This window comes from Streptomyces sp. NPDC102462, from assembly GCF_044765425.1.
In the GTDB taxonomy this organism is placed as follows: Bacteria; Actinomycetota; Actinomycetes; order Streptomycetales; family Streptomycetaceae; genus Streptomyces.
In genome coordinates this window covers 51068-74619 of the sequence record NZ_JBIWKB010000040.1, presented here as the reverse complement: position 1 = coordinate 74619, position 23552 = coordinate 51068, and the positions used below count along the sequence as shown (strand labels likewise).

Below are 23552 nucleotides of genomic sequence, written 5' to 3'. Positions count from 1 at the left end.
GGCTGGTGCCGCACCGGCGGGCAAGGAGGGCGCCCGGCGACCGCGCTCGCCGTGATCCTTACGCCGGCCGTAGGCACGTACGCCTTCCGGCTGCTGGACCCGGCTCCTGGACCCGCCCAGCGGGTGCCTGGCGGCGGGTCCCGTTCGCGGTGGTGGTGCTCGGCGCGACCGGGGTGACGGCGGGGCTGCGGGTGCTGGGGTGGGCGAGCCGTCGGGCACGCGGGCCGTCGGGCGGGCCGGGGGTGGTCAGCCCGTGTACAGGGTCTCTATCGCCTCGGGGAAGTCCCGCATGATCTGGGGGCGGCGTAGTTTCATTGACGGGGTCAGGTGGCCTGCCTGTTCGGTGAAGTCCGTTGGGAGGATGGTGAACCTCCTGATGGACTCGGGGCGGGACACCAGCCGGTTCGCCTCGTCCACCGCGCGTTGCAGGATCGCGGTCAGGTCCGGGTCGTCCACGAGGAGTTCCGGCGGCACCGGGTGCTTGCCGTTCATCTGCCGCCAGTGGGTGATGCCGTCGGGGTCGAGGGTGATGAGCGCCCCGACGTAGGGGCGGCCGTCGCCGACCAGCATGACCTGGGAGATCAGGGGGTGCGAGCGCAGCCAGTTCTCCAGCGGTGCGGGCGCCACCGACTTGCCGCCCGCCGTGATCAGCAGTTCCTTCTTGCGGCCGGTGATCGTCAGATACCCCTCGTCGTCCAGCTGCCCGATGTCGCCCGTCGCGAGCCAGCCGTCCCGGGTCGCCGGGACCACCCCGCCGGCCTGCGGGTCCCAGTAGCCGCGCAGCACGTGCTCGCCCGCGACCAGGATCTCGCCGTCCGCGGCGATGCGGATCCGTGTGCCCGGCATGGGCCAGCCGACCGTACCCAGACGGGGCTTGAGCGGCGGGGTCACGGTGGAGGCGCCGGTCGTCTCGGTCAGCCCGTAGCCCTCGAAGATCTCGATGCCGGCGCCGGCGTAGAAGGCGGCCAGCGGGCGGCCGAGCGGTGAGCCGCCGCAGATGGCGTACCGGACCCGGCCGCCCATGGCGTTGCGGATGCGCCGGTAGACGAGGGGGTCGTAGAAGGCGCGGGCCGTGCGCAGGGCGCGGCTCGGGCCGCCGCCGGTGCCGGTCTGCCGGGCCTCCAGCGCCTCGCCGTAGCGCCTGGCCACGCTCGCGGCCCGGTCGAAGGAGGAGGCCCGGCCGCCCTTTTCCGCCTTGGCGCGCGCGGTGTTGAAGACCTTCTCCAGCATGTACGGGATGGTCAGCAGGCAGGTCGGCCGGAAGGCCGCGAGGTCCGGCAGCAGGTGTTCCGGTTTGAGGCTCGGCGCGTGGCCCAGCCGCACCCGCGCCCGGACGCAGGCGATCGCCACCATGCGGCCGAAGACGTGGGACATCGGCAGGAACAGCAGGACGGACGGCTCTTCGGAGGTCTTCGCCTTGAAGATCGGGTAGAGCAGTTCGATGGCGTTGTCGACCTCGGCGAAGAAGTTGCCGTGGGAGAGCGCGCAGCCCTTGGGGCGGCCGGTGGTGCCGGAGGTGTAGATGAGGGTGGCGAGGGTGTCCGGGCCGAGCATGCCGCGGCGGACCGCGACCTCGGACTCCGGCACCTGGGCGTCGCCGAGTTCCGCGAGCCGTTCGAGGTGGTCCTTCTCGATCACCCACAGGTGGCGCAGGTCCGGTACCCGGTCGAGTTCCGGGCCGAGGGCGGCGGCCTGGCCCGCGGTCTCCGTGACGAGGGCCACGGCGCCGGAGTCCTGGAGGATCCAGCGGGTCTGGAAGACGGAGGAGGTGGGGTAGACGGGGACCGTGACCAGTCCGGCCGCCCAGGCGGCGAAGTCGAGGAGGGTCCACTCGTAGCGGGTGCGGGCCATGACGGCGATCCGGTCGCCCGGTGCCAGCCCCTCCGCGAGCAGCCCCTTGGCCAGGGCGAGCACCTGTTCGGCGAAGTCCGCCGCCGTCACGTCCGTCCACCGGCCGTCCGCCGCCCGGCGGCTGAGGACGACGGCCGCGGGGTCGGCCGCCGCGTTGTCGAAGGGCAGGTCGGCGAGCGAACCGTGGCGCACCGGCGGGGCGAACGGCGGGACGGACACCTCGCGCACGGCGCCGTCCAGCCGGCGGGTCTCGGGCTCGACGAGGATCGGCGCGCCGTCGTAGTCGGTGGCGGAGACCGTCTTGCCGGAGGAGACGGGAACGTTCGGGTACGGGGTGGACACGGGCGGCTCCTCGGGCGTGCAGCGGTGCACTGCTTGCTGCATGACGTACGTGCCTCGCACACCGAGGCGTTCACCGTCGGCGGGCCGAACGGCCGCATATGAGGGGTTACTGACGGTTAGCTGATCATCGTACGGCCCGGCTGTGGCGGGATGGTGCGGTTTCGGGGAGGGTCCGGAGCCGGGGCTGTGCAACCCCGGAGATTACGTGAGGGGCCCTCACCTTCGAGATCGCGTGCGGGGACCTCACGCTCGTTCCAGGATCGCTGTGACGCCCTGGCCGCCCGCGGCGCACACCGAGATCAGCCCGCGGGCGGGCCCCTCCCGTTCCGACAGCAGCCTGGCCAGGGTCGCCACGATGCGGGCGCCGGTCGCCGCGAAGGGGTGGCCGGTGGCCAGGGAGGATCCCGCCACGTTCAGCCGGGCCCGGTCCACCGGCGCCAGCCCCCGCTTCTCCCAGGCGGCGAGCGTCGCCAGCACCTGCGAGGCGAACGCCTCATGGATCTCGACGAGGTCGAAGTCCGCGATGCCGAGCCCGGCCCGCTCCAGCATGCGCGGCACGGCGTGCGCGGGCGCCATCAGCAGGCCGTCCGCACCGCCCGCCACATCGCCGTGGACGAAGTCCACGGCCGCCGTCTCGTACGCCGTCAGAAAGGCCAGCGGTTCAAGGCCCCGCTGCCGCGCCCACTCCTCGGAGGCCAGCAGCACCAGGGCCGCGCCGTCGGTCAGCGGTGTCGAGTTGCCCGCGGTCATGGTCGGCTCTGGGCCGTCGAGCCCGAACACCGGTTTGAGCGCGGCCAGTTGCTCCACCGTGGAGCCGGGGCGCAGATTCTGGTCCCGGGTCAGGCCGTGGAAGGGCACCACCAGGTCCTGGAAGAAGCCCCGTTCGTAGGCCGCCGCGAGCCGTTGGTGGCTGGCCGCGGCGAGTTCGTCCTGTGCCTCGCGGCCGATCCCCCAGGCCCGGGCCGTCACGGCCGCGTGCTCGCCCATCGACAGGCCGGTGCGGGGCTCGGAGTTGCGCGGGATGTCGGGAACGAGGTGCCCGGGCCGCAGCTTCGCGAGTGCCTTCAGCCGGCCGCCGGCCGTCTTCGCCCGCCGGGTCTCCAGCAGGATGCGGCGCAGCCGGTCGTTGAGGCCCAGCGGCGCGTCGCTCGCGGTGTCCGCGCCGCCCGCGACGGCCGCCTCGGTCTGGCCGAGGGCGATCTTGTTGGCGGCGGCGATGACGGCCTGGAGGCCGGTGCCGCATGCCTGCTGGACGTCGTAGGCCGGGGTGCGGGCGTCCAGTGCCGAGCCGAGGACCGTCTCGCGGGCGAGGTTGAAGTCCCGGCTGTGCTTGAGGACGGCGCCCGCCACGAACTCGCCGACCGCGCCGGAGCCGTCGAGCCCGTACCGCTCGACCAGGCCGTCCAGGGCGGCGGTCAGCATCTCCTGGTTCGAGGCGGTGGCGTAGGGGCCGTCGGCGCGGGCGAACGGGACGCGGCTGCCGCCGATCACCGCGACCCGGCGGGCCCGCGGCGGCTCAAGGGGACTCATCTCGATCTGCTCCTCCACCCCGACGGGCTCACCTCGACTTACCTCCGGTAACCTTACTCCAGAGTAAGTCACCTGAGTACCGCGCCCAGTGGCATCGCACCGAACCCGTGGGAGTCGCAGACATGGCCGACCGCTATCTGAGCTTCACCGGCACCGCGCCCGGCCGCTTCCTGACCCGCCGGCTCGGGCTGCCCCAGCCGGCGGCGCTGCGCCGTTTCTCACCCCGGTCCCCGGCGCTCGACGGCGGTCTGCTGCACCTCACGGCCGGAACCTCCGCCCTCGGCCCGGGCCTCGCCCCCGTCCTGGCCCGCACCGGGCTCGCCGCCGACGACGCGCCGCCCGCCGCGGTGGTCCTCGACGCCACCGGGGTACGGGACGTCGACGCGCTCGCCGGTGTGCACGCCGCCCTGCACCCCGTCGTCCGGTCCGTCGCCGACAGCGGCCGGGTGCTGGTGCTGGGCGCCCCGCTGGACCCGGCCGACCACCACCAGTACGCCGCCCAGCAGGCCCTGGAGGGCTTCACCCGGTCCCTGGGCAAGGAGATCGGCCACGGCCGGACCGTCAATCTGCTGCGGCTCGGCGACGCGCCCGCCGCCGAGTCCACCCTCCGCTTCCTGCTCTCCCCCAGGTCCGCCTACGTCAGCGGCCAGGTGATCCACGTCGGCACCGGCGCGGTGGACCGGCCCGAGGACGGGGACCGGCCGTCGGCCGGGCGCACCGCCCTGGTCACCGGTGCCGCCCGCGGCATCGGCGAGGCGGTCGCCGAGACGCTGGCCAGGGACGGGGCACACGTCGTCGTCCTGGACGTGCCCGCCGCCGAGGCCGACGCCCGCCGGGTCGCCGAGCGGATCGGCGGCAGGGCGCTGGCGCTGGACATCACCGCCGCCGACGCCGGCGAGCGGATCGCCGCCGCGCTCCCCGACGGCCTGGACGTGCTCGTGCACAACGCGGGCATCACCCGGGACCGGCGGCTGGTCAACATGCCCGCGGAGCGGTGGAGTCCGGTGCTGGAGGTCAACCTGGGCAGCGTGCTGCGCACGACGGACGCGCTGCTCGCGGGCGGCACCCTGCGGACCGGCGGGCGCATCGTGGCCACCGCCTCCATCGCAGGACTCGCGGGCAACGCGGGCCAGACGAACTACGGCGCGGCCAAGGCGGGGATCGTCGGACTGGTCCGCTCTCTCGCCCCGCGGGCCCTCGCCGACCACGGGGTCACCGTCAACGCGGTGGCACCCGGGTTCATCGAGACGAGGATGACCGCCGCGATCCCGCTGTTCATCCGGGAGGCGGGGCGGCGCATGAACTCGCTGGCCCAGGGCGGGCTGCCCGCCGACGTCGCCGAGACCACGGCCTGGCTCGCCCATCCGGCCTCCGGCGCGGTCAACGGGCAGGTCGTACGGGTCTGCGGCCAGAGCCTGCTGGGGGCGTGATGTCCGTCGTCCTCGCACGGCCGCCCGCGCTCGCCCCCCTGCTGGCCCGGGGCGCCCTGCGCTCGCCCTTCAAACGGCCGCGCCCGGACGCGGACTTCCCCCGGGACCGGCTCGTGCTGCCCGCCCTGCGCGTCGACCTCGCGCATCTGGCGGCCTACGAGCGGGTGTGCGGCTTCCCAGCCGGCGACGACGCCCTGCCCCCGACCTACCCGCATGTGCTGGGCTTCCCGCTGGCCATGCGGCTGATGAGCGACCGGGCCTTTCCGCTGCCGCTGCTCGGGCTCGTCCACACGTCCGTCGAACTGACCCGGCACCGGGCGCTGCCGGCCACCGGGGAGTACGAACTCGCCGTGGGCATCGAGAGGTTGGCACCGCACCGGCGCGGCACCCAGGCGTACGTGGCCACCGAACTGCGGGCCGCGGGCGAGGTCGTGTGGGAGTCGCGGAGCGCCTATCTGGCACGGCACCGGACCTCCGGCAGCGCCGGGGCCGAGCGGCCTGAGCAGGGGCCGCTGCCGGCGCGGGCACGGTGGCGGCTGGGCGGGGACGTCGGCCGCCGCTACGGCGCGGCCTCCGGCGACCGCAACCCCATCCACCTCCACCCGCTCACCGCCCGCCTGTTCGGCTTCCCGCGGGCCATCGCGCACGGCATGTGGACGGTGGCCCGCTGCCTCGCCGCGCACGGGACACCGGAGGCCGTCCGGGTGCGCGCGGAGTTCCGGGCGCCCGTGCTGCTGCCGGGGACGGTCGTGTACGCGGCCGACGGCGGGCGGTTCGAACTGCGCGGCGCGGACGGCCGGATCCATCTGACCGGCGCCGTCTATCCCGGCTGAGCCACCGGTTCGCCGGGGCCCCCGGGCCGCTCTTCGTGTGTCGGGTGTTCTTCGGGCTCGTCGTGCCCTTCGTGCTCTTCGGGCGGCGTCCAGGGGCGGTCGGCCATGAGGTTGGCCAGGCCCGCCCACGCGAAGTTCATCAGGGTCGCCGCCGCCTGCCGGGCGGTGACGCCCGAGGTCGCATTGGCCCAGGTGGCAAGCGACTCGGCCGCGCCCACCAGCGCCTCGGCCAGCCCGGCGACCTCGTGCTCGGGCAGATGCGGGTTGCGGTGCGCCTGCCGGGCCGCGACCGCGATCAGCCGCGTCACGAACGCGACGATCTCCTCGCGCATCGCCGTGACCTCGGCCGCGAAGGTCACGCCGTGGGTGCGGGCCTGGAGGTGCAGCACGGACCAGGCGTCCGGATGCTCGCCGGTGTGCGCGAAGAACGCCCGCAGCCCGTCCCAGAGCTGACGGTCGGCCGGCAGCCCGGGCCGCACCCCGGAACGCACCGCGTCCGTCAGCGCCTTGGCCTCACGCCGGATGCACGCCGTGAACAGGTCTTCCTTCGAGTTCAGGTACAGATACACCAACGGCTTTGACACGCCTGCCAGTTCGGCGATCTCGTCCATCGACGCGGCCGTGTATCCGCGCCGGCCGAAGATCCGTACGGCGGCGTCGAGCATCTGCTGCTCCCGGACCGCCCGCGGCATCCGCTTGGTCTTCACGGCACCCATGGGGCCAGACTAGTTGGCCCCGGGCGCCCGATGAGTGATCAGGACGGCTGGCCCTGGGCGCGGGCGGTGTCGTCGGCCACGTCCTCCTGGCGGCGGTTCGCCTCCAGGTTGGCCTTCGCCCGGTCGACCTTGCGCACGATCTGGACGGAGGCGCGTTCCCGCTCCCGGCGCAGCACGACGAAGCTGATCGGCGCCGAGAGCACCATCGCGAGCAGCAGCACCCACAGGAAGTTGGAGTCGCCGAAGCCGCGCGGGAAGACACCGGAGTAGACAAGGCCCCAGACGACGAGGAGGCAGCCCGCGAAGATACCGAGGCGCATCAGCGTGTAGCGGAGCATCTCAATCCACTCTTCCGTTTCTGGCGGTCCCCCGCTCGACGGAGCCGGGGAAGGTCGGAACACCCCGCAGGGCACCATCCAGTGAAGCACGCCCGTCGTCCGATCGTGGCGGCGGGTGCCGGGTGTCACGCGAGCGGCAGCAGCATCGTGATGTCGTCGCGGTCGTCCCCGTCGGCGACGCGGATCGCGCCGGGCACCCGGCCGACCTCCTTGTAGCCGCAGCCGCCGTAGAACCGTTCCAGGCCGGCGCCGCCGCGGCAGCTCAGCCGGATCGCGGTGATGCCGTCGAAGCCGCGGGCGGCGTCCGCGGCGGCGGCCAGCAGGTCGCGGCCGTAGCCACGGCCCTGGTGCCTCGGGTGCACCATGACCGTGTACAGCCAGATCCAGTGCCGCATCAGCCGATGCGTGTTGAAGGTGAGGAACGCCGTCGCGGCGACCTCGCCCGCCGTGTCGTGCCCGACGAGCAGCCGGGCGCGGCCCTCGGCCATCGCCGCGAAGTGCCTGACCAGTTCCGGGCGTATCTCCTCGCGGGACACCGGCGGCACGAAACCCACGGCGCCGCCGGCGTTGGAGACGTCGGCCCACAGATCGACGATGCCGTCCCGCAGGGCCGGAGTGACGGCGGGAACGAGCGTAAACGTAAGGGGCATGCCGACATCTTATTCATTACCGGATGGCGGTCGTGCGGCTACCCCGCGAGCACCCGGGCGGCCACCTCCAGGTCCGCGACGAGCCCCGCGTACGCCTTGTCCCGGTCCGCCTCGTCCGCCCGCAGCACGGACGACGGATGCACCGTCGGCACCAGCCGCCGGGGCTGCCCGTGCACCTCCCGCTCCAGCAGCGTTCCGCGCGCCTCGCCGACCCGGAACGACGAGCCCAGCAGCGCCTTGCCCGCCGTCGCGCCCAGGAGCACGATCAGCTCGGGTTCCACGACCGACAGCTCGGCCGCGAGCCACGGCGCGCACGCCGCCGTCTCGCGCAGGCTCGGCGCCTTGTGGATACGGCGTTTGCGGGGCTCGGCCCGGGTGAACTTGAAGTGTTTGACCGCGTTCGTGACGTACGTCTCAGCGGGGTCGATGCCCGCCTCCGCCAGCGCCCGGTCGAGCAGCCTTCCGGCCGGGCCCACGAACGGCTTGCCCTGCCGGTCCTCCTGGTCGCCGGGCTGCTCGCCCACGAGCATCACGCGCGCGTCCGCGTTTCCGGCGCCGAAGACCGTCTGCGTCGCGTCCCGGTACAGCGGGCAGCCGCGGCAGCCGGCCGCCGCCTTGCGCAGGGCGGGCAGGCCGCCTCTGCTCGGCACGTAGGGCTCCGCCGTGTAGGCGTTCGCTCGCGTCGTAGCCACGTGTGGCGGGTACCCGGTTTGGGCGCGGCTAACGAAGGGGCGGTTGGGGCGGCTGCCGGGTGCGGGTGCGTTGTGGCTGAGCGCGCAGTTCCCCGCGCCCCTTCCGGGGCGCCTGGCCCTCGGGCCCTTCAGACCGGTATCGGGAGCGGCCAGCATCGGGGCGGTCCAGGGCGGCTCCCGGGTGCGGGATGCGTCGTGGCTGAGCGCGCAGTTCCCCGCGCCCCTTCCGGGGCGCCTGGCCCTCGGGCCCTTCAGACCGGGATCGGGAGCGGCCAGCATCGGGGCGGTCCAGGGCGGCTCCCGGGTGCGGGATGCGTCGTGGCTGAGCGCGCAGTTCCCCGCGCCCCTTCGGGGGCGCGGCCAGCAGCGGGCGGGGCGCGGGTGCTGGATGCGTTGGGGCTGGGCGCGCCGTTTCCCGCGTCCCTTCGGGGGCGTGGGGGCTTCAGAGGCGCATGGGCTGGGGGGACTCTCGGCGGTGGGGGTTTGGGCCGGGGTACTCCTGGATGATCTCGTAACGTGTGTTGCGTTCCACCGGGCGGAAGCCGGCGTCGCGGATGAGGTCCAGCAGGTCCTCGCGGGTCAGCTTGTTCGGCGTGCCGAAGTCGTCCGCGTCATGGGTGATCTTGTACTCGACGACCGAGCCGTCCATGTCGTCGGCGCCGTGCTGGAGCGCGAGCTGGGCCGTGCGCACCCCGTGCATCACCCAGAACACCTTGACGTGCGGCACGTTGTCGAACAGCAGCCGGGAGACCGCGAACGTCTTCAGCACCTCCGCGCCGGTCGCCATCTGGGTCCGGGCCTGGAGCCGGTTGCGGACCTTGCCGTCCTTCACGTCGACGAAGTCATGCTGGTAGCGCAGCGGGATGAAGACCTGGAACCCGCCCGTCTCGTCCTGGAGTTCACGCAGCCGCAGCACATGGTCGACCCGGTGCCGGGGCTCCTCGATGTGGCCGTAGAGCATGGTGCACGGGGTCTTGAGCCCCTTCTCGTGCGCCAGCCGGTGGATGCGCGACCAGTCCTCCCAGTGGGTGCGGTGGTCGACGATGTGCTGCCGCACCTCCCAGTCGAAGATCTCCGCGCCGCCGCCGGTCAGCGACTCCAGACCGGCGTCGATCAGCTCGTCCAGGATCTCGGAGGCGCCGAGCCCGGAGATGGTCTCGAAGTGGTGGATCTCCGTCGCCGTGAACGCCTTCAGGGAGACGTCAGGCAGCGCCGCCTTCAACTCCCGCAGCGACCGCGGGTAGTAGCGCCACGGCAGGTTCGGGTGCAGGCCGTTGACGATGTGCAGCTCGGTGAGATGGTCCGCCTCCATCGCCTTGGCCAGCTTGACGGCCTCCTCGATGCGCATCGTGTACGCGTCCTTCTCGCCCGGCTTGCGCTGGAAGGAGCAGTAGGCGCAGGACGCGGTGCACACGTTCGTCATGTTGAGGTGCCGGTTGACGTTGAAGTGCACGACGTCGCCGTTCTTACGGGTGCGCACCTCGTGGGCGAGACCGCCCAGCCACGCCAGGTCGTCCGACTCGTACAGCGCGATGCCGTCCTCGCGGGTGAGGCGGACACCCGCCCGCACCTTCTCCTCCAGCTCGCGCTTGAGCCCGACGTCCATGTCCGTGACCTCTCTCTCGAAGACTCCGCCCACCGTACGCCCCGGCGGCTACACCTCCTCGGGCAGCTCACCCACCCGGTTCTCCCACTTGGTGGACAGCACGATGGTGGTACGGGTGCGTGAGACGCCCTTGGTCCCCGACAGCCGGCGGATGATCCGCTCCAGGCCGTCCACGTCCGTCGCCCGCACCTTGAGCATGAACGAGTCGTCGCCGGCGATGAACCAGCAGTCCTCGATCTCGGGCAGGTCCTTCAGCCTGCGGGCCACGTCCTCGTGGTCGGCCGCGTCCGACAGGGAGATGCCGATCAGGGCCGTGACGCCGAGACCGAGGGAGGCCGCGTCCACGGTGGCCCGGTAACCGGTGATGACACCGGCCGCCTCCAACCGGTTGATGCGGTCGGTGACGCTCGGGCCCGACAGGCCGACGAGGCGCCCCAGCTCCGCGTAGGAGGCCCGGCCGTTCTCTCTCAGGGCCTGGATGAGCTGCCTGTCCACCGCGTCCATGCGATCGAAGCCTTCCGCTGAGGAGATCCGCTGGGGGATCTTCCGAGTTCCTGGAGTTTTCCGAAGGGGTGAGCGCTGCCGGCGCCGCCTGATGCTCACTCGGACCGGGCGCCACCGCCGAGTTCGCCCGCCCAGCGGCGGTAGAGCCGGTGCGGCACGCCGGCCGCGTCGAGGACCCGGCCGGCCACGAAGTCCACCAGGTCCTGGATGTGGGTGGCCCCCGCGTAGAAGGCCGGCGAGGCGGGCACCACGCTCGCGCCCGCGTCGTCCAGGGCGAGGAGATGGCGCAGCGTCTGGCCGTTCAGCGGGGTCTCGCGTACGGCCACGACCAGGGGACGGCGCTCCTTGAGGGTCACGCTCGCCGCCCGCTGGAGCAGGTCCTTGGACAGCCCGAGCGCCACACCGGCCACACAGGCGGTGGAGGCGGGGACGATCAGCATGCCCCTGGTCCGGTACGACCCCGAGGACGGCCCGGCGGCCAGGTCCCCCGCGTTCCAGTACCGCACCGGCTCGATGTCCACGTCGAACGTCCCGGGCTTGCCGTCGGCTCCGCGCGACAGCCATTCCCGCAGGTCCTGCTGCCAGTGGCCGTCCCGGAAGGCGATCTGGGTCTCGTCGAGCAGTGTGAGCCGCGAGGCCCGGGACACGACGAGGTCGACCCGCTCCCCCGCGGCCAGCAGCGCCCGCAGCACGGCGGCCGCATACGGGGTTCCGGAAGCTCCGGACACCCCCACGATCCAAGGCACGCGCTGCGTTTCTCCTGCGTTCACACCACGAGCGTACCGGCGTGCCCCATCGTGTTCAGGACGGGGCGGCAGCCTGGGCACGATCCCCCCGTGAGCGGGGAGCACACGACCGTGAACGGATAGGGGAATCGCCCTCGGATCGTCCCCGCCATGGCAGGGACGTCGGACAACGCGGCCCGTGGTGGACCCCCAGGCCGGCCGTCCGCCTCGGCCACTCGAAGGGGCGAAGGAGCTACACGGTCAGCCCCCGCACCAGCAGGTCGATCAGGGCGCAGACGAAGAGGCTGATGCCGATGAAACCGTTCGTCGAGAAGAACGCCCGGTTGAGGCGGGACAGGTCGTGCGGGCGCACGATCGTGTGCTCGTAGCAGAACGCGCCGGCCACGATCAGCAGCCCCAGCCAGAAGAACGCGCCCGCGTCCGTGGCGACCGCGTACCAGGCGAACAGGGCCGTCGTGATCGTGTGGCAGACCCGCGCGCCCCAGATCGCCGCCGGGATGCCGAACCTGGCCGGCACCGACATGACACCGATCGCACGGTCGGTCTCCACGTCCTGGCAGGCGTAGATCAGGTCGAAGCCGCCGATCCAGATGCCGACCGCGAGCCCCAGGATGACCGCGTTCCAGGACCACTCGCCGCTGATCGCGAGCCAGCCGCCCACCGGACCCATCGCCTGGGCCAGACCCAGGATGGCCTGCGGGAAGTTCGTGAACCGCTTGCCGTACGGATAGACCACCATCGGGATCACCGCGACGGGGGCGAGGGCCAGGCACAGCGGGTTCAGCAGGGCCGCCGAGCCGAGGAAGACCACCAACGCGATCAACGCGCCGGTCCAGGCGTGCCGCACGGACATCGCGCCGGTCACCAACTCCCGGTGCGCGGTGCGCGGGTTGCGCGCGTCGATCTCCCGGTCGATGATCCGGTTGACGGCCATCGCGAAGGTGCGCAGGCCCACCATGCAGACGGTGACCAGCAGCAGCCGGCCCCAGTGGATGTTCCGGTCCCACGCGTACATCGCCGTCAGCGACGCGATGTACGCGAAGGGCAGCGCGAAGACGGAGTGCTCGATCATCACCAGACGCAGGAACGCCCTGGTGCGTCCCGGCTGCGGAATCGCCGCGGAAGCGCTGCTCACAGGCCGTACTCCGGATCACCCCCGCGGCGGCGGGCAAGCCCCGTCCCCGCGCTGCCGCACACCACCGATTCGGTGCCCTTCACAGTCCGTACTCCTTCCAGCGGCGGTCCACCAGGGCCGCCGTATCGGGGTCCGACAGGACCATGTCCGGCCAGCCCCCGTCCCTCGTGTAACCCTCCTCGGGCCACTTCCGCGTCGCGTCGATGCCCGCCTTGCCGCCCCAGAACTGCTGGTACGAGGCATGGTCCAGGTGGTCGACGGGGCCCTCGACGACGCTCAGGTCGCGGGCGTAGTCCGTGTTGCCGAGGGCCCGCCAGGCGACCTCGTGCAGATCGTGCACGTCGCAGTCCGCGTCGACGACCACGATCAGCTTCGTCAGGGACATCATGTGCGCGCCCCAGACGGCGTGCATCACCTTCTGGGCGTGCTTCGGGTACTTCTTGTCGATCGACACGATCGCGCAGTTGTGGAAGCCGCCCGCCTCGGGCAGGTGGTAGTCCACGATGTCCGGGACGATGATCTTCAGCAGCGGCAGGAAGAAGCGCTCGGTCGCCCGGGCGAGAGGCCCGTCCTCCGTCGGGGGGCGGCCCACGACGATCGACTGGAGCAGCGGCCGCCTGCGCATCGTGACGCAGTCGATGGTGAGCGCCGGGAAGGGCTCCTGGGGCGTGTAGAAGCCGGTGTGGTCGCCGAAGGGGCCCTCCGGCAGCATCTCGCCGGGCTCCAGCCATCCCTCCAGGACCACCTCCGCGTTGGCCGGCACCTGCAACGGCACGGTCTTGCAGTCGACCATCTCGATCCGCTTGCCAGCGATGAACCCGGCGAAGAGGTACTCGTCGATGTCACCGGGCAGCGGGGCGGTGGACGCGTAGGTCACGGCGGGCGGACAGCCGAAGGCGATGGCCACCGGCAGCCGTTCGCCCCTGCGGGCGGCCACCTGGTAGTGGTTGCGGCTGTCCTTGTGGATCTGCCAGTGCATGCCGATGGTGCGCCGGTCGTGGCGCTGGAGGCGGTACAGGCCGAGGTTGCGGATCCCGGTCTCCGGGTCCTTGGTGTGGGTGAGCCCCAGATTGAAGAAGGAACCGCCGTCCTTGGGCCAGGTGAACAGCGCGGGCAGCGCGTGCAGGTCGACGTCGTCGCCGTGCAGGACGACCTCCTGCACGGGCGCGTTGTCCGACTTGACCTTCTTCGGCGGTACGTGGGTCATCGCGCCGAGCTTCCCGAACGCCTCGCGCACGCCGACGAAGCCGTGCGGCAGCTCGGGGCGGAGCAGTCCGCCGATCCGGTCGGAGATCTCGCCGTACGACTTCAGGCCCAGGGACTTCAGCAGCCGCCGGTCGGTGCCGAAGACGTTCATGGCCAGGGGCATGCTCGCTCCGCGCACGTTCTCGAAGAGCAGGGCCGGGCCGCCGGACTTCTGCACCCGGTCGACGATCTCCCCGACCTCCAGATGGGGATCGACCTCGGCCTTGATGCGCTTGAGGTCGCCCTCGCGCTCCAGAGCCCTGAGCAAGGAGCGAAGATCGTCGTAAGCCATGGGGTCCAGTATCCCCGAGCGGCTACCCTGGCCCCGTCACGGGGGGCCGGTGCGGAACCCCTCCATCGTTTTCAGAGGACTTCCTTCACATGCTCAGGCTGCTGATGTACCTGGTGCCGCTGGCACTGACGATCTTCGCGCTGATCGATTGCCTGAACACGCCCGAGGACGAGGCGCGGCACCTTCCGAAGATCGCCTGGGTCTTCATCATCCTGCTCTTCTGGATCGTCGGCCCGATCGTCTGGCTGGCCGCGGGCAAGGTCCGCCAGCCGCCCGTGAGCGGCCGCACCCCCTCCGAGTGGCACCGCAACCACCGGTTCGAGCAGGTCGCTCCGGATGACAACCCCGAGTTCCTGAAGTCCCTCGCGGAAGAGAGCAAGCGGGACGAGCAGCTGCTGAAGAACTGGGAGGCCGACCTGCGCCGCCGCGAGGAAGAACTCCGCCGCAAGGAGAACGGCGAGGAACCCCAGGGCAACTGACCCCACGCCGGCCCCGGCGGCCCGCCGCGCCCGACGGCCGCACCTCGCCACGGCGGCGCCCCCGCAGGAGCACACCGCAGCAACTGGACGGCGCGCACGTCGCCGGGGCGAACTCCCTTACCGCGACTGCCGGGTGGACCACGCCGACATGCGGTACGGCCGCTACCCGCACCCCGCGCGCGCCCACGCCGGTCGCCACTCGGCCGCCACATGGCCTCCGTGTACTGCCTCGTGCTGTCTCCCAACGAGCGGCCGACGGCCGGGTGACCGGGGCTTCCAGGAGACACACCGGCGCGCGGTGCTGACGTCCCCGGTCGCCGACGGCGCGACAGGGGCCCACGCAGGCGGCGAGAGTCGTGCGGGCGCCGGGCACCAGCGCGGCCCGCGGCGGCGGCGCCGTGTGTCGCGGACGTACGTGACGCCCGTCCTCCGCGCCCTGCGCCGCGCTCACCACGCCCCAGATCCCGCCCGGTCCTCGACGAACTGCGCGGCGCCGTGCGGTCGGACGTTCAGGCGGCTGCCGGGCTTCGCTCGCGGCTGCGCGCGTGTCGGGTCGGCTGCTTCGATGGGCCAGGACCCGGTCGGGTCAGCGCAGGCGGGAGGAGGACAGGATGGACAGGAGGTGGGCCGGGACCATCACCCAGGTGATCACGGCCAGCGCGCCGAGCGCCCAGCGCGTGGGGTCGATCCCGCCGGTCACGGCGTCCGCGACGGCCGCGGCCAGCAGCACCAGCGACGCCTCGATGCCGTTCGTCACCCGGTGGATCTTGAACGCCGCCGCCAGCCGCCGCACGGTGGCCACGCCCTGGGAGCGGGGCCGGGTCGCCTCGTCGTCGGTGACGCCGAGCCCGCGCCGGGCGCGTGCCACGTCCACCAGGTCGGTGGACGCCTTCAGCAGGACGACGCCGAGCGCCGTGGCGATCCCGACCGACAGCCAGCCGCCGAAGCCGTTCTCGGCGGCCCGGAACCCGGCGCCCGCCAGCAGCGCGGCGTCCGCGAGGTAGGCGCCCAGCCGGTCGACGTAGATGCCGGTGGCGCTGTTCTGCCCCTTCCAGCGGGCGACCTCGCCGTCCACGCAGTCGAAGAGCAGGAAGAGCTGCATCAGGATCACCGCCAGCACGGCCCCGGCCAGGCCGGGTATCAGCAGCGCGGCGCCCGCCGCGACCCCGCAGCCGACCATGGTCCAGGTCAGCTGGTCCGGCGTGACGCGGGTGCGCACCAGCTGGCGGGTGAACCGCAGCGAGACCCGCCGCATGTACAGGCGCCCGGCCCAGTGCTCACCGTTGCGGCTCGCCAGCTTGGCCTGCGGCTGGCAGACCTCTCGCAGCTCCTCCAGAACCGGCGCAGCAACCATGACCGTCCTCCCACCCGGGGCCCAACTGCCGCTCGTGCGGCGGCGATCGGGCCAGGGTACAGAGTGCGTTTGCGTGCGCTTCACCGAGGCGACCCCGCAGGGCCGGACATCGGCAACCCGGGTTCGCGGCCCGGCGTCGCCTCCGGCCCGCGGCCGGGCGACATGCCGGTACCGGCGGGCCCCGGGCGGGTAGTTTCCGCACGGTGCCCCGGAGTCGGCGCCGAAGGAGAGTGGACGCATGGACCCCATGGAGCGGCCGGACCGGGAACGGGCCCGCGGCTGGCTGGCCACCGCCGTCACCGAGGCCCGCGCCGGGCTCGCCGAGGGCGGCATCCCGATCGGCGCCGCCCTCTACGGCCCCGACGGCACCCTCCTGGGCCGCGGCCACAACCGCCGCGTCCAGGACGACGACCCGTCGATGCACGCGGAGACGGCCGCGTTCCGCGCCGCGGGCCGGCAGCGGACGTACCGGGGCACGACGATGGTCACCACGCTGTCGCCCTGCTGGTACTGCAGCGGTCTGGTGCGCCAGTTCGGCATTTCGCGGGTCGTGATCGGCGAGGCCGTCACCTTCCACGGCGGGCACGACTGGCTGGCCGCGCACGGCGTGGAGATCCTGGTCCTGGACGATCCCGAGTGCATCGGCCTGCTGCGCGGCTTCGTCCAGGACCATCCGGCGCTGTGGAACGAGGACATCGGCGCATGATCACCCCGCCGGAGTCGCTGGGGCGGCCGTGGCCGGGCCGGGCAGGGACAGGCCGCGGGTGCGCGCCGCTTCGGGCGGGGTGTGCGTCCTAGGGGGCCGACTCCAGGTGTTCGATCAGTCGCTCGAAACGAGTCCGCCAGCGCGCTTCCGACTCCGCCCCGCCCCGGAACTCGTGGGTGAAGCGGAGCACGGTCCCGCCGGATCCGTCACGCTCCAGGTGGAATCTGAGCCGGCCGCCGCGCTCCAGCGTGTACTCCGCGATCCGGTCCACGTCCCACGCGGTCACCCGCCCGGTCCCCAGCTCACGCAGGGTGACCACGCCGCCGAGCCGGGGTTCGAGGACGTCGGCGGCGGTCAGCCAGCCCGCGAGGCCGTCGGGCGTGGTCAGCGCGGGCCAGACCGCCTCCATGGGCCTCGGCAGGCGCACCAGGAAGCGGAGCAGGTGCGCGTTCCCGCGGGTACGGCTGCGGGCCTGTTCGATGGATCCGGACATGCCACCAGCCTGGACCGGAGCGGAGCGTTCCGCACCCGGGTCAGACGCCGGCGTACGAGTGCTTGCCGCTCACGAAGATGTTCACGCCGTAGTAGTTGAACAGCCAGCAGCCGAACGCGATCAGCGCGAGGTAGGCGGCCTTGCGGCCCTTCCAGCCGGCGGTGGCGCGGGCGTGCAGATAGCCGGCGTAGGCGACCCAGGTGATGAAGGACCAGGTCTCCTTGGGGTCCCAGTTCCAGTAGCGGCCCCAGGCGTCGCCCGCCCAGATCGCGCCCGCGATGATCGTGAACGTCCACAGCGGGAAGACGGCCGCGTTGACCCGGTAGGCGAACTTGTCGAGCGAGGAGGAGGCGGGCAGCCGCTCCAGCACCGAGGTGGCGAACTTGCCGGGCCGGCCGCCGCTCTGCAGCTTGGTCTCGTACGAGTCCTTGAACAGGTAGAGGATCGTGGCGACCGCGCCGACGTAGAACACCGCACCGCAGAAGATCGCGGTGGAGACGTGGATGTACAGCCAGTACGAGTGCAGGGCGGGAACCAACTGGTCGCTGGCGGTGTACAAGACAGTGACAGCGAGGCCGAGGTCGAGGAGGACCGTGGTGGTGAGGAACAGCCCCAGCCAGCGGACGTTCTTCTTCAGCGCCAGCAGCGTGAGGTACACGCCGACGGCGACCGTGGAGAAGGTGATGTTGAACTCGTACATGTTGCCCCACGGCGCCCGCTCCACGGAGGCCGCGCGGGCGATGACCCCGCCCAGCTCCACCAGGAAGGCGAGCACGGTGAGCGAGACGGCGATACGCCCGTAGAGGTCGCCCTGCTGGTCACCGCCGTGCGCGCCGGGGCCGTCCGGTACGTCCCGGGCGCCGGCCGCCGCCCGGACGACGACCTTGGGCCGCTCCAGCACGGCGGTACCGCCGGCGCTCTTCACGGTGACGGCGGGCGCGGCCGCCTTCTTCGCTGCGTCGGCGGTCAGCGCGGCGGCCGTACGGCCGACCTTGCTGCGGCTGCCGAGCAGCCATTCCGCGATGTACGCGAAGAAGGCCAGCGTGTAGACGGCCATCGACGAGTAGATCAGGGTGTTGCTGACGCTCGCGAGATGTTCGTTGGTCGCGGCGGCGAGATCGATTGCGGCGGCGGAGGTCACTGCTTCTCAGCCCCTTCGGCGGGTACGGCTGGGGAGTCGGCGGATGGTGAGGGTTCGTCGTCGGGGTCGGGTGCCCCGGGCGCGCGGTCGTAGAGGGCACCGGCGAGGTCGCCCAGTTCCTCGGGGACCTTGGCGGACTCGCTGCGGCCGAGGCCGGCCATCTCCACGACGGTGACGCCGTCGGGGCCGGGCACGGCGCGCACCCAGACGCGGCGGCGCTGGATGAACAGGGACGCGGCGAGGCCGAGGATCGCGGCGATGGCACCGCCGAGCGCCCAGCCGGCGCCCCTTTCCTGGACGATCTCGAAGCCGGCCCATTCCTTGATCTCCTTGTTGAAGGTGATCGAGCCGGCGCCGCCCGGGAGCGTCATGGTCTGCCCCGGCTTGAGCTGCTTCTTCAGCAGCTTGCCCTGGGAGTCCTTGAACTCCTTCATATGGCTCTTGTCGAGCTGGTACACGCTCTGCGGCAGCCCGGAGTCGACGCCGAGGTCGCCGTGGTAGGCGTTCAGCGCCAGCATCGGGCTGAACAGCGCCGGGAACTGGGAGAGCATCGTGCTGCCCTTGCCGCCGTAGGTCGGCAGGAAGAAGGCCTGGAAGCCGAGCTGTTCGCTGACGCCCTGGGGGTTCTTGTAGCCGTCCATGACCTTGACCACACCGGACGAGGTGACATTGCCGTCCAGCGGCAGAAGGGGGACCGCGTCATCGAAGACGACCTTGCCGTTGCCGTCGCGGACGGTGATGACCGGCGCATAGCCGTGGCTGACCAGGTAGACCTTGGCGCCGTCGATCTCCAGCGGCTTGTTGACCTTGACGGTCGCCGGGGTCTCCTTGCCGTAGGCGCCCTTGCTGTAGGTGATCCTGGCCTGGTAGGTGCGGGGGGTGCCGCGGTTCGGGCCGGTCAGCTCGTATGTGCCCTTGAATTCCTTCAGGTCGAAGCTGAACGGCACCAGGTCGTCGTTGCTGAACAGGCTGCCGGACTTGAAGTCGTCATACTGCAGGATCGAGTTGGCGAACCCGTCGCCCTCGACGATCAGCTTGGTGCCGTCCGACTTGTACAACTGGCCCGAGGCGAAGGCGACCAGCATCACGATCAGCGCGATGTGGAAGGCCAGGTTGCCCACTTCACGCAGGTAGCCCTTCTCGGCGGCGACGGCGTCCCCGGCGAGATTGGCGCGGAAGCGGCGCTTCTTCAGCAGCGCGAGCGCGGCCCTGCGCACCTCCTCGGGCTCGGCCGTCGTGCGCCAGGTGGTGTAGGCGGGCAGCCGGGTCAGCCGCTTGGGCGCGCCCGGCGGACGGCTGCGCAGCTGGCCCACGAACTGCCAGGTGCGGGGCACGATGCAGCCGATGAGGGAGACGAACAGCAGGATGTAGATCGCGGAGAACCACACCGAGCTGTAGACGTGGAACAGGCCGAGCTTGTCGTAGATCGGTGCGAGCGTCGAGTGGGCCTTGCGGAAGTCGTCGACCTTGGTGACGTCGATGCCGGTCTGCGGGATCAGCGAGCCGGGGATCGCGGCGAGCGACAGCAGCAGGAGCAGCAGCAGCGCGACCCGCATGGAGGTGAGCTGCCGCCAGAACCAGCGGGCCCAGCCGATGACGCCGAGCGTGGGCATGCTCACCGGCTCGTCGCGCGGCGCGGTCGACAGTTGGGAGCCGGCGTCCCCGAGTCCCTGCTCCTCCCCTGCGTCCGGGGAGTTGTCGGGCGCGGTCTTGGAAGTCGTGCTCATCGATCAGATCCCCACAGTGAAGCCGTTGGACCAGGTCTGCATCTCCTGCACCAGACGGTCCCAGGCGCCGGTCAGCAGAAGGACACCGGTGACGATCATCATGGTGCCGCCGATGCGCATCACCCAGACATAGTGGCGCTTGACCCAGCCGAAGGCACCGAGGGCCTTGCGGAAGGCCAGGGCGGCGAGCACGAACGGCACGCCGAGCCCGACGCAGTAGGCGACCGTCAGCAGGGCGCCGCGGCCGGCGCTGGCCTGGTTCATGGCGAGTCCCTGCACGGAGGCCAGCGTCGGGCCGATGCAGGGCGTCCAGCCGATCCCGAACAGCGCGCCGAGCAGCGGCGCCCCGATCAGTCCGGTGCTCGGCCGCTGGTGGAAGCGGAACTCACGCTGAGTGAGCCAGGGCATCAGCCCCATGAAGAACACACCCATGACGACCATGAGCACGCCCAGCACCTTGGTCAGTACGGTCTGGTGGTCCAGCAGGGTCGAGCCGAAGTAGCCGAACAGGGCGCCGCCGGAGACGAAGACGACGGTGAAGCCGAGGACGAACAGGGAGGCGCCCGTGACCATCCGCCCGCGCCGGGCGTCCGCCAGATCGGTGCCGGCGACTCCGGTGACATAGGAGAGATAGCCGGGGACGAGCGGCAGGACGCACGGGGAGAAGAAGGAGATGAGACCGCCGACGACCGCGATCGGCAGCGCGATGAGCAGGGCGCCGCTGAACACGGTCTCGTTGCGGCCCGTCGCCTCGGCGAGCGTCAGGAGTGCACTCACGTCACTTCTCCGCGAGGACCGGCTTGATCATCTTGACCAGGTTCTCCTCGCTGAGGGCCTGCAGGGCGCGCGCGGCGATCTTCCCGTCCCGGTCGATGACGAGCGTGGAGGGGATCAGTTGCGGATTGAGGGTGCCCTTCTTGAACCGGAGCATGAGCTTGCCCGTCGGGTCGTACAGGCTGGGGTAGGTGATCCCCTGCTGCTTCTCGAAGGCGAGGGCGGGGGTGGTGCTGGAGTCCCGGGTGTTGATGCCGACGAACTGGACGCCCTTGCCGGCGTACTCCTCGGAGACCTTGGCGAAGTACTTGCCCTCCGCGCGGCACGGCCCGCACCACGAGCCCCATACGTTGACGACGACGACCTTGCCCTTGTAGTCGGCGATGTCGAGCGTCTTGCCGTCGATCGTCTTCCCGGACAGGTCGGGCGCCGCGTCCCGCGAGCCCTTCGCGGCCGTGTCGATGCCGTTGTTCCCGGTGATGAAGTTGGTGTTGCCGCCGCCCCCGGAAATACCGCCGGAGCCGCACGCGGACAGGGTCAGGGCCGCCGCGGCGGCCACGGCGCTGAACAGGACGGCGCGGCTGCGGGTACTCATGTGAAAAGTTTCGCATGCCCGTTCCGGGGATCTTGGGCACCCCCCTTGCGGGCGGAAACCCCCATTTCAGGCGGCGTTAGCAGGGGTCTCTGCGCCCTCGGTGAGGAAGGTCTTCCACCCGCCGGTCGGGCGCTGTCCGACGTCCAGCGTGCGGAGCCTGTCGAGCGTGGCCGGGCGCTGTACGTCGAGCCAGTCGACGAACTGCCGGAAGGAGACAAGCCGTACGTCGGCGCCCTTGTCCCGCTCCCGTGCGATGTGCTCGAACGCCTCCTGGACGGCATCCATGTAGATGCCGCCGTTCCACTGCTCGAAGTGGTTGCCTATGAAGAAAGGCGCCCTGTTTGTCTCGTATGCCCGCTTGAATCCCGTGATGTAGGCCTGGGCCGACTGCCGCCGCCAGCCCGGGTAGTTGTACGCCGGTGCCCTGGTCGAGTTGACCGACTGGTTGGCGAGCATGTTGTAGTCCATGGACAGGACCTCGAAGGAACGGCCGGGGAACGGTATCTGCTGCAACGGCAGGTCCCACACGCCGAGCTTCTTGCTGGGCCACACCTGGCGGCCGCCGGGCGAGGAGGCGTCGTAGCGCCAGCCCAGCTCGCGGGCGGTCGGCAGCAGGTTGTCCTGGCCGAGCAGGCACGGCGTACGGCCGCCGACGAGTTCCTTGTCGTAGTCGAAGGGCAGCGCGGGCAGATCGCTCCAGCCGCTGTTGGTCCGCCACCGCTTCACGAACGACGTGGCCTGCTCGATCTCGCTGCGCCACTGCCCCGGGGTCCAGTTGCCGACGGTGCCGTACCCGGAGCAGAAGTGCCCGTTGAAGTGGGTGCCGATCTCGTGGCCCTCCAGCCAGGCGCGGCGGATGTTCTTCAGCGTGGCCCTGATGTGCTCATCGGTGAGGTAGCCGATGTCGGAGGCGCCGCGCCGGTTGTTCGGCGGGTCGTACAGGCGCTTCTTCGACTCGGGCAGCAGATACAGCCCGGAGAGGAAGAAGGTCATGCTCGCGCCGTGCTCCTTGGCCAGGTCGAGGAAGCGCGGGAAGAGGCCGTTGCCGACCTCGCCCGCACCGTCCCAGGAGAAGACCACGAACTGCGGCGGCACCTGGCCGGGCTCCAGCGGCTCGGGCGGGCCGGGCTGGTGCGGCTGCTTGCCCGTGAAGGCCGTGGAGCCGTCGCCGATGGGCCGCGCGGCCGGGGCATCGCCCTTGCCGCTCCCGTGCGCCCTGTCACTCCCGCCGCGGTCCTTGCCACCCCCACCGGAACCGGACGCGTGCCCGCCGCCGTCCGATGCTCTGAGAGAGCCGCATCCCGCGAGTCCGGCGGCCGTGGCGCCCGCGCCGAGGCCGAGTACTCCCCTCCGGGAGAAGGTGCGCATGAAATCCCCGATCCGTCACGTCCTGCTGCTGGTCACCCCGTCAGAGGGCCCGACGGACACGAAGGTTCCAATCATTCACCCATATTTACCTACCAACCCCACCAACGTGTCCCATACCACACCACGGGACCGAGCCACGTGAAACGCCCCAGCGAAACCGCAACCAAGCACCGCAGTGGCCTGGGCGACTCCGCGAGCGAGCACCGGGGGGGCAGTGGGGGTGCTGGGCAAGCGCAGTAAGGGGCCTCGGGGACACCGCGGGCAAGCACCGGGGGCGCCGCGGGGGTGCCTTGGGCGAGCGCCTTGAGAGCACGTTGAGCGAGCGCCGTGGGGGCGCGCCCTAGGCGAGCGCCGTGGGCGTGCCTTGGCGGGCGCCGTAGGGGCGCCTTGGGCAGGCGCCCCGGGCGGGGCAGGACACCGAGGCGGGACCGCGCGCCAAGGACGTAACCCGCGCGAGGGCGGAGTCAGGCGCCGGGGCGGAACTCCGCGCCAAGGGCCGAACCACGCCCAGGGCGGAGCCCCGCGCCGCGGATGGAGCCGGATACCCCGCGCCGGGGGCTGGACCGCGAGCCGGGCGGCGGGGCTCCGCGCGACGGCTGTGCGGTGGTGCGCGGCCCGCCCGGCGAGGTGCACGTCCGCGGTTCAGGCCCGGAGGCGCGTCCGCACGCAATCGCCGCAGCCGCGCAGGCCAGTCCACGCTTCGGGGCCCCAGCCCGTAAGCGCATCGGCACACCGGCCGCACAGCCCGTAGGCGCTCAGGCCCCGCGGGGTGCCGCAAACCCCGGGGGCCTCTCGGTGCTGAGGCCCCGCAGGGTCCCGCACACCGGCCGCACAGCCCGTAGGCATGTCGACGGTCAGGCCCCGCGCCCACGCTGACGCCGCACAGCCCGTGGGCCCTCAGGCCCCGCAAGGTGCCGCAAACCCCGGGGGCCTCTCGGTGCTGAGGCCCCGCAGGGTCCCGCACACCGGCCGCACAGCCCGTAGGCATGTCGACGGTCAGGCCCC

Annotated in this window: 22 protein-coding genes; 4 read left to right on the top strand and 18 right to left on the bottom strand. The window is 71.8% G+C overall.

What is annotated here, in order from left to right; genetic code table 11:
* Positions 1-246: 246 nt before the first annotated feature.
* Positions 247-2193, bottom strand: coding sequence for an AMP-dependent synthetase/ligase (locus ACIRFL_RS29380; RefSeq protein ID WP_404034264.1), 1947 nt, complete (start codon positions 2191-2193; stop codon positions 247-249).
* A gap of 243 nt (positions 2194-2436) precedes the next feature.
* A complete protein-coding gene (locus tag ACIRFL_RS29375) occupies positions 2437-3723 on the bottom strand; it encodes an acetyl-CoA C-acetyltransferase (protein ID WP_404034262.1) in 1287 nt (428 codons plus the stop codon).
* Between the two features lie 122 nt (positions 3724-3845).
* On the opposite strand from ACIRFL_RS29375, the gene ACIRFL_RS29370 reads away from it, so the two are divergent.
* The gene (locus ACIRFL_RS29370; protein WP_404034260.1) at positions 3846-5153 is read left to right on the top strand and encodes a 3-oxoacyl-ACP reductase; all 1308 of its coding nucleotides are present in this window, start codon (positions 3846-3848) and stop codon (positions 5151-5153) included.
* Complete coding sequence (locus tag ACIRFL_RS29365; RefSeq protein WP_404034258.1) at positions 5153-5986, top strand: MaoC family dehydratase; 834 nt, start codon at positions 5153-5155, stop codon at positions 5984-5986. The genes ACIRFL_RS29370 and ACIRFL_RS29365 overlap by 1 nt, the downstream gene beginning before the upstream one ends.
* Here the strand turns inward: ACIRFL_RS29365 and ACIRFL_RS29360 are convergent.
* The 9 genes from ACIRFL_RS29360 to ACIRFL_RS29320 all read right to left on the bottom strand — a co-directional run bounded on the left by ACIRFL_RS29360 (position 5974) and on the right by ACIRFL_RS29320 (position 13910).
* Positions 5974-6702 carry a TetR/AcrR family transcriptional regulator gene (locus ACIRFL_RS29360; RefSeq protein ID WP_404034256.1) on the bottom strand — a complete coding sequence of 243 codons (729 nt, stop codon included), beginning with the start codon at positions 6700-6702 and terminating at the stop codon, positions 5974-5976. The genes ACIRFL_RS29365 and ACIRFL_RS29360 overlap by 13 nt on opposite strands.
* Positions 6703-6740: 38 nt before the next feature.
* Positions 6741-7040 (bottom strand): DUF4229 domain-containing protein, encoded by a 300-nt coding sequence (locus ACIRFL_RS29355; RefSeq protein ID WP_404034254.1) that lies wholly within the window; start codon positions 7038-7040, stop codon positions 6741-6743.
* A 125-nt stretch (positions 7041-7165) separates the two neighbouring features.
* Entirely contained in the window at positions 7166-7690 is a 525-nt protein-coding gene (locus tag ACIRFL_RS29350; RefSeq protein ID WP_404034252.1) for a GNAT family N-acetyltransferase, read from the bottom strand.
* A 38-nt stretch (positions 7691-7728) separates the two neighbouring features.
* Positions 7729-8382 (bottom strand): UdgX family uracil-DNA binding protein, encoded by a 654-nt coding sequence (locus ACIRFL_RS29345; RefSeq protein ID WP_404034250.1) that lies wholly within the window; start codon positions 8380-8382, stop codon positions 7729-7731.
* 442 nt (positions 8383-8824) lie between these two features.
* The gene (gene mqnE, locus ACIRFL_RS29340; RefSeq protein ID WP_404034248.1) at positions 8825-9988 is read right to left on the bottom strand and encodes an aminofutalosine synthase MqnE; all 1164 of its coding nucleotides are present in this window, start codon (positions 9986-9988) and stop codon (positions 8825-8827) included.
* Between the two features lie 48 nt (positions 9989-10036).
* Positions 10037-10492 carry an Lrp/AsnC family transcriptional regulator gene (locus ACIRFL_RS29335; RefSeq protein WP_351737298.1) on the bottom strand — a complete coding sequence of 152 codons (456 nt, stop codon included), beginning with the start codon at positions 10490-10492 and terminating at the stop codon, positions 10037-10039.
* Between the two features lie 95 nt (positions 10493-10587).
* Positions 10588-11238: a UbiX family flavin prenyltransferase gene (locus ACIRFL_RS29330; RefSeq protein WP_404034278.1), complete on the bottom strand. Its 651-nt coding sequence runs from the start codon at positions 11236-11238 to the stop codon at positions 10588-10590.
* 232 nt (positions 11239-11470) lie between these two features.
* Complete coding sequence (mqnP, locus tag ACIRFL_RS29325; protein ID WP_404034246.1) at positions 11471-12373, bottom strand: menaquinone biosynthesis prenyltransferase MqnP; 903 nt, start codon at positions 12371-12373, stop codon at positions 11471-11473.
* A 79-nt stretch (positions 12374-12452) separates the two neighbouring features.
* On the bottom strand, positions 12453-13910 hold the full coding sequence (locus ACIRFL_RS29320) for a menaquinone biosynthesis decarboxylase (RefSeq protein ID WP_404034244.1): 1458 nt from the start codon (positions 13908-13910) through the stop codon (positions 12453-12455).
* An 89-nt stretch (positions 13911-13999) separates the two neighbouring features.
* Between ACIRFL_RS29320 and ACIRFL_RS29315 the strand changes: the two genes are divergently transcribed.
* The gene (locus tag ACIRFL_RS29315; protein WP_404034242.1) at positions 14000-14389 is read left to right on the top strand and encodes a PLD nuclease N-terminal domain-containing protein; all 390 of its coding nucleotides are present in this window, start codon (positions 14000-14002) and stop codon (positions 14387-14389) included.
* Between the two features lie 586 nt (positions 14390-14975).
* On the opposite strand, the gene ACIRFL_RS29310 is transcribed toward ACIRFL_RS29315, so the two are convergent.
* Positions 14976-15743 carry a CDP-alcohol phosphatidyltransferase family protein gene (locus ACIRFL_RS29310; protein ID WP_404034240.1) on the bottom strand — a complete coding sequence of 256 codons (768 nt, stop codon included), beginning with the start codon at positions 15741-15743 and terminating at the stop codon, positions 14976-14978.
* Between the two features lie 238 nt (positions 15744-15981).
* Here ACIRFL_RS29310 and ACIRFL_RS29305 point away from each other — a divergent pair, with 238 nt between their 5' ends.
* Positions 15982-16449, top strand: coding sequence for a nucleoside deaminase (locus ACIRFL_RS29305; protein WP_404034238.1), 468 nt, complete (start codon positions 15982-15984; stop codon positions 16447-16449).
* 88 nt (positions 16450-16537) lie between these two features.
* Here ACIRFL_RS29305 and ACIRFL_RS29300 read toward each other — a convergent pair whose 3' ends face one another.
* The 6 genes from ACIRFL_RS29300 to ACIRFL_RS29275 all read right to left on the bottom strand — a co-directional run bounded on the left by ACIRFL_RS29300 (position 16538) and on the right by ACIRFL_RS29275 (position 22547).
* Positions 16538-16942, bottom strand: a complete 405-nt coding sequence (locus ACIRFL_RS29300; RefSeq protein WP_404034236.1) for an SRPBCC domain-containing protein — start codon at positions 16940-16942, stop codon at positions 16538-16540.
* Between the two features lie 40 nt (positions 16943-16982).
* A complete protein-coding gene (gene ccsB, locus ACIRFL_RS29295) occupies positions 16983-18083 on the bottom strand; it encodes a c-type cytochrome biogenesis protein CcsB (protein WP_404034234.1) in 1101 nt (366 codons plus the stop codon).
* On the bottom strand, positions 18080-19810 hold the full coding sequence (locus tag ACIRFL_RS29290) for a cytochrome c biogenesis protein ResB (RefSeq protein ID WP_404034232.1): 1731 nt from the start codon (positions 19808-19810) through the stop codon (positions 18080-18082). Before ACIRFL_RS29290 ends, ccsB begins: the two co-directional genes overlap by 4 nt.
* A 3-nt stretch (positions 19811-19813) precedes the next feature.
* Complete coding sequence (locus ACIRFL_RS29285) at positions 19814-20587, bottom strand: cytochrome c biogenesis CcdA family protein (RefSeq protein ID WP_404034230.1); 774 nt, start codon at positions 20585-20587, stop codon at positions 19814-19816.
* 1 nt (position 20588) lies between these two features.
* The gene (locus ACIRFL_RS29280) at positions 20589-21179 is read right to left on the bottom strand and encodes a TlpA family protein disulfide reductase (RefSeq protein WP_404034228.1); all 591 of its coding nucleotides are present in this window, start codon (positions 21177-21179) and stop codon (positions 20589-20591) included.
* 66 nt (positions 21180-21245) lie between these two features.
* On the bottom strand, positions 21246-22547 hold the full coding sequence (locus ACIRFL_RS29275) for a hypothetical protein (protein WP_404034226.1): 1302 nt from the start codon (positions 22545-22547) through the stop codon (positions 21246-21248).
* Between the last annotated feature and the right edge of the window lie 1005 nt (positions 22548-23552).

Coding starts and splice junctions, on each gene's coding strand:
- ACIRFL_RS29375 (WP_404034262.1), bottom strand. CDS start 3,723: ATGAGTCCCCTTGAGCCGCCGCGGGCCCGCCGGGTCGCGGTGATCGGC.
- ACIRFL_RS29370 (WP_404034260.1), top strand. CDS start 3,846: ATGGCCGACCGCTATCTGAGCTTCACCGGCACCGCGCCCGGCCGCTTC.
- ACIRFL_RS29365 (WP_404034258.1), top strand. CDS start 5,153: ATGTCCGTCGTCCTCGCACGGCCGCCCGCGCTCGCCCCCCTGCTGGCC.
- ACIRFL_RS29360 (WP_404034256.1), bottom strand. CDS start 6,702: ATGGGTGCCGTGAAGACCAAGCGGATGCCGCGGGCGGTCCGGGAGCAG.
- ACIRFL_RS29355 (WP_404034254.1), bottom strand. CDS start 7,040: ATGCTCCGCTACACGCTGATGCGCCTCGGTATCTTCGCGGGCTGCCTC.
- ACIRFL_RS29350 (WP_404034252.1), bottom strand. CDS start 7,690: ATGCCCCTTACGTTTACGCTCGTTCCCGCCGTCACTCCGGCCCTGCGG.
- mqnE (WP_404034248.1), bottom strand. CDS start 9,988: ATGGACGTCGGGCTCAAGCGCGAGCTGGAGGAGAAGGTGCGGGCGGGT.
- ACIRFL_RS29335 (WP_351737298.1), bottom strand. CDS start 10,492: ATGGACGCGGTGGACAGGCAGCTCATCCAGGCCCTGAGAGAGAACGGC.
- ACIRFL_RS29320 (WP_404034244.1), bottom strand. CDS start 13,910: ATGGCTTACGACGATCTTCGCTCCTTGCTCAGGGCTCTGGAGCGCGAG.
- ACIRFL_RS29315 (WP_404034242.1), top strand. CDS start 14,000: ATGCTCAGGCTGCTGATGTACCTGGTGCCGCTGGCACTGACGATCTTC.
- ACIRFL_RS29310 (WP_404034240.1), bottom strand. CDS start 15,743: ATGGTTGCTGCGCCGGTTCTGGAGGAGCTGCGAGAGGTCTGCCAGCCG.
- ACIRFL_RS29305 (WP_404034238.1), top strand. CDS start 15,982: ATGGACCCCATGGAGCGGCCGGACCGGGAACGGGCCCGCGGCTGGCTG.
- ACIRFL_RS29300 (WP_404034236.1), bottom strand. CDS start 16,942: ATGTCCGGATCCATCGAACAGGCCCGCAGCCGTACCCGCGGGAACGCG.
- ACIRFL_RS29290 (WP_404034232.1), bottom strand. CDS start 19,810: ATGAGCACGACTTCCAAGACCGCGCCCGACAACTCCCCGGACGCAGGG.
- ACIRFL_RS29280 (WP_404034228.1), bottom strand. CDS start 21,179: ATGAGTACCCGCAGCCGCGCCGTCCTGTTCAGCGCCGTGGCCGCCGCG.
- ACIRFL_RS29275 (WP_404034226.1), bottom strand. CDS start 22,547: ATGCGCACCTTCTCCCGGAGGGGAGTACTCGGCCTCGGCGCGGGCGCC.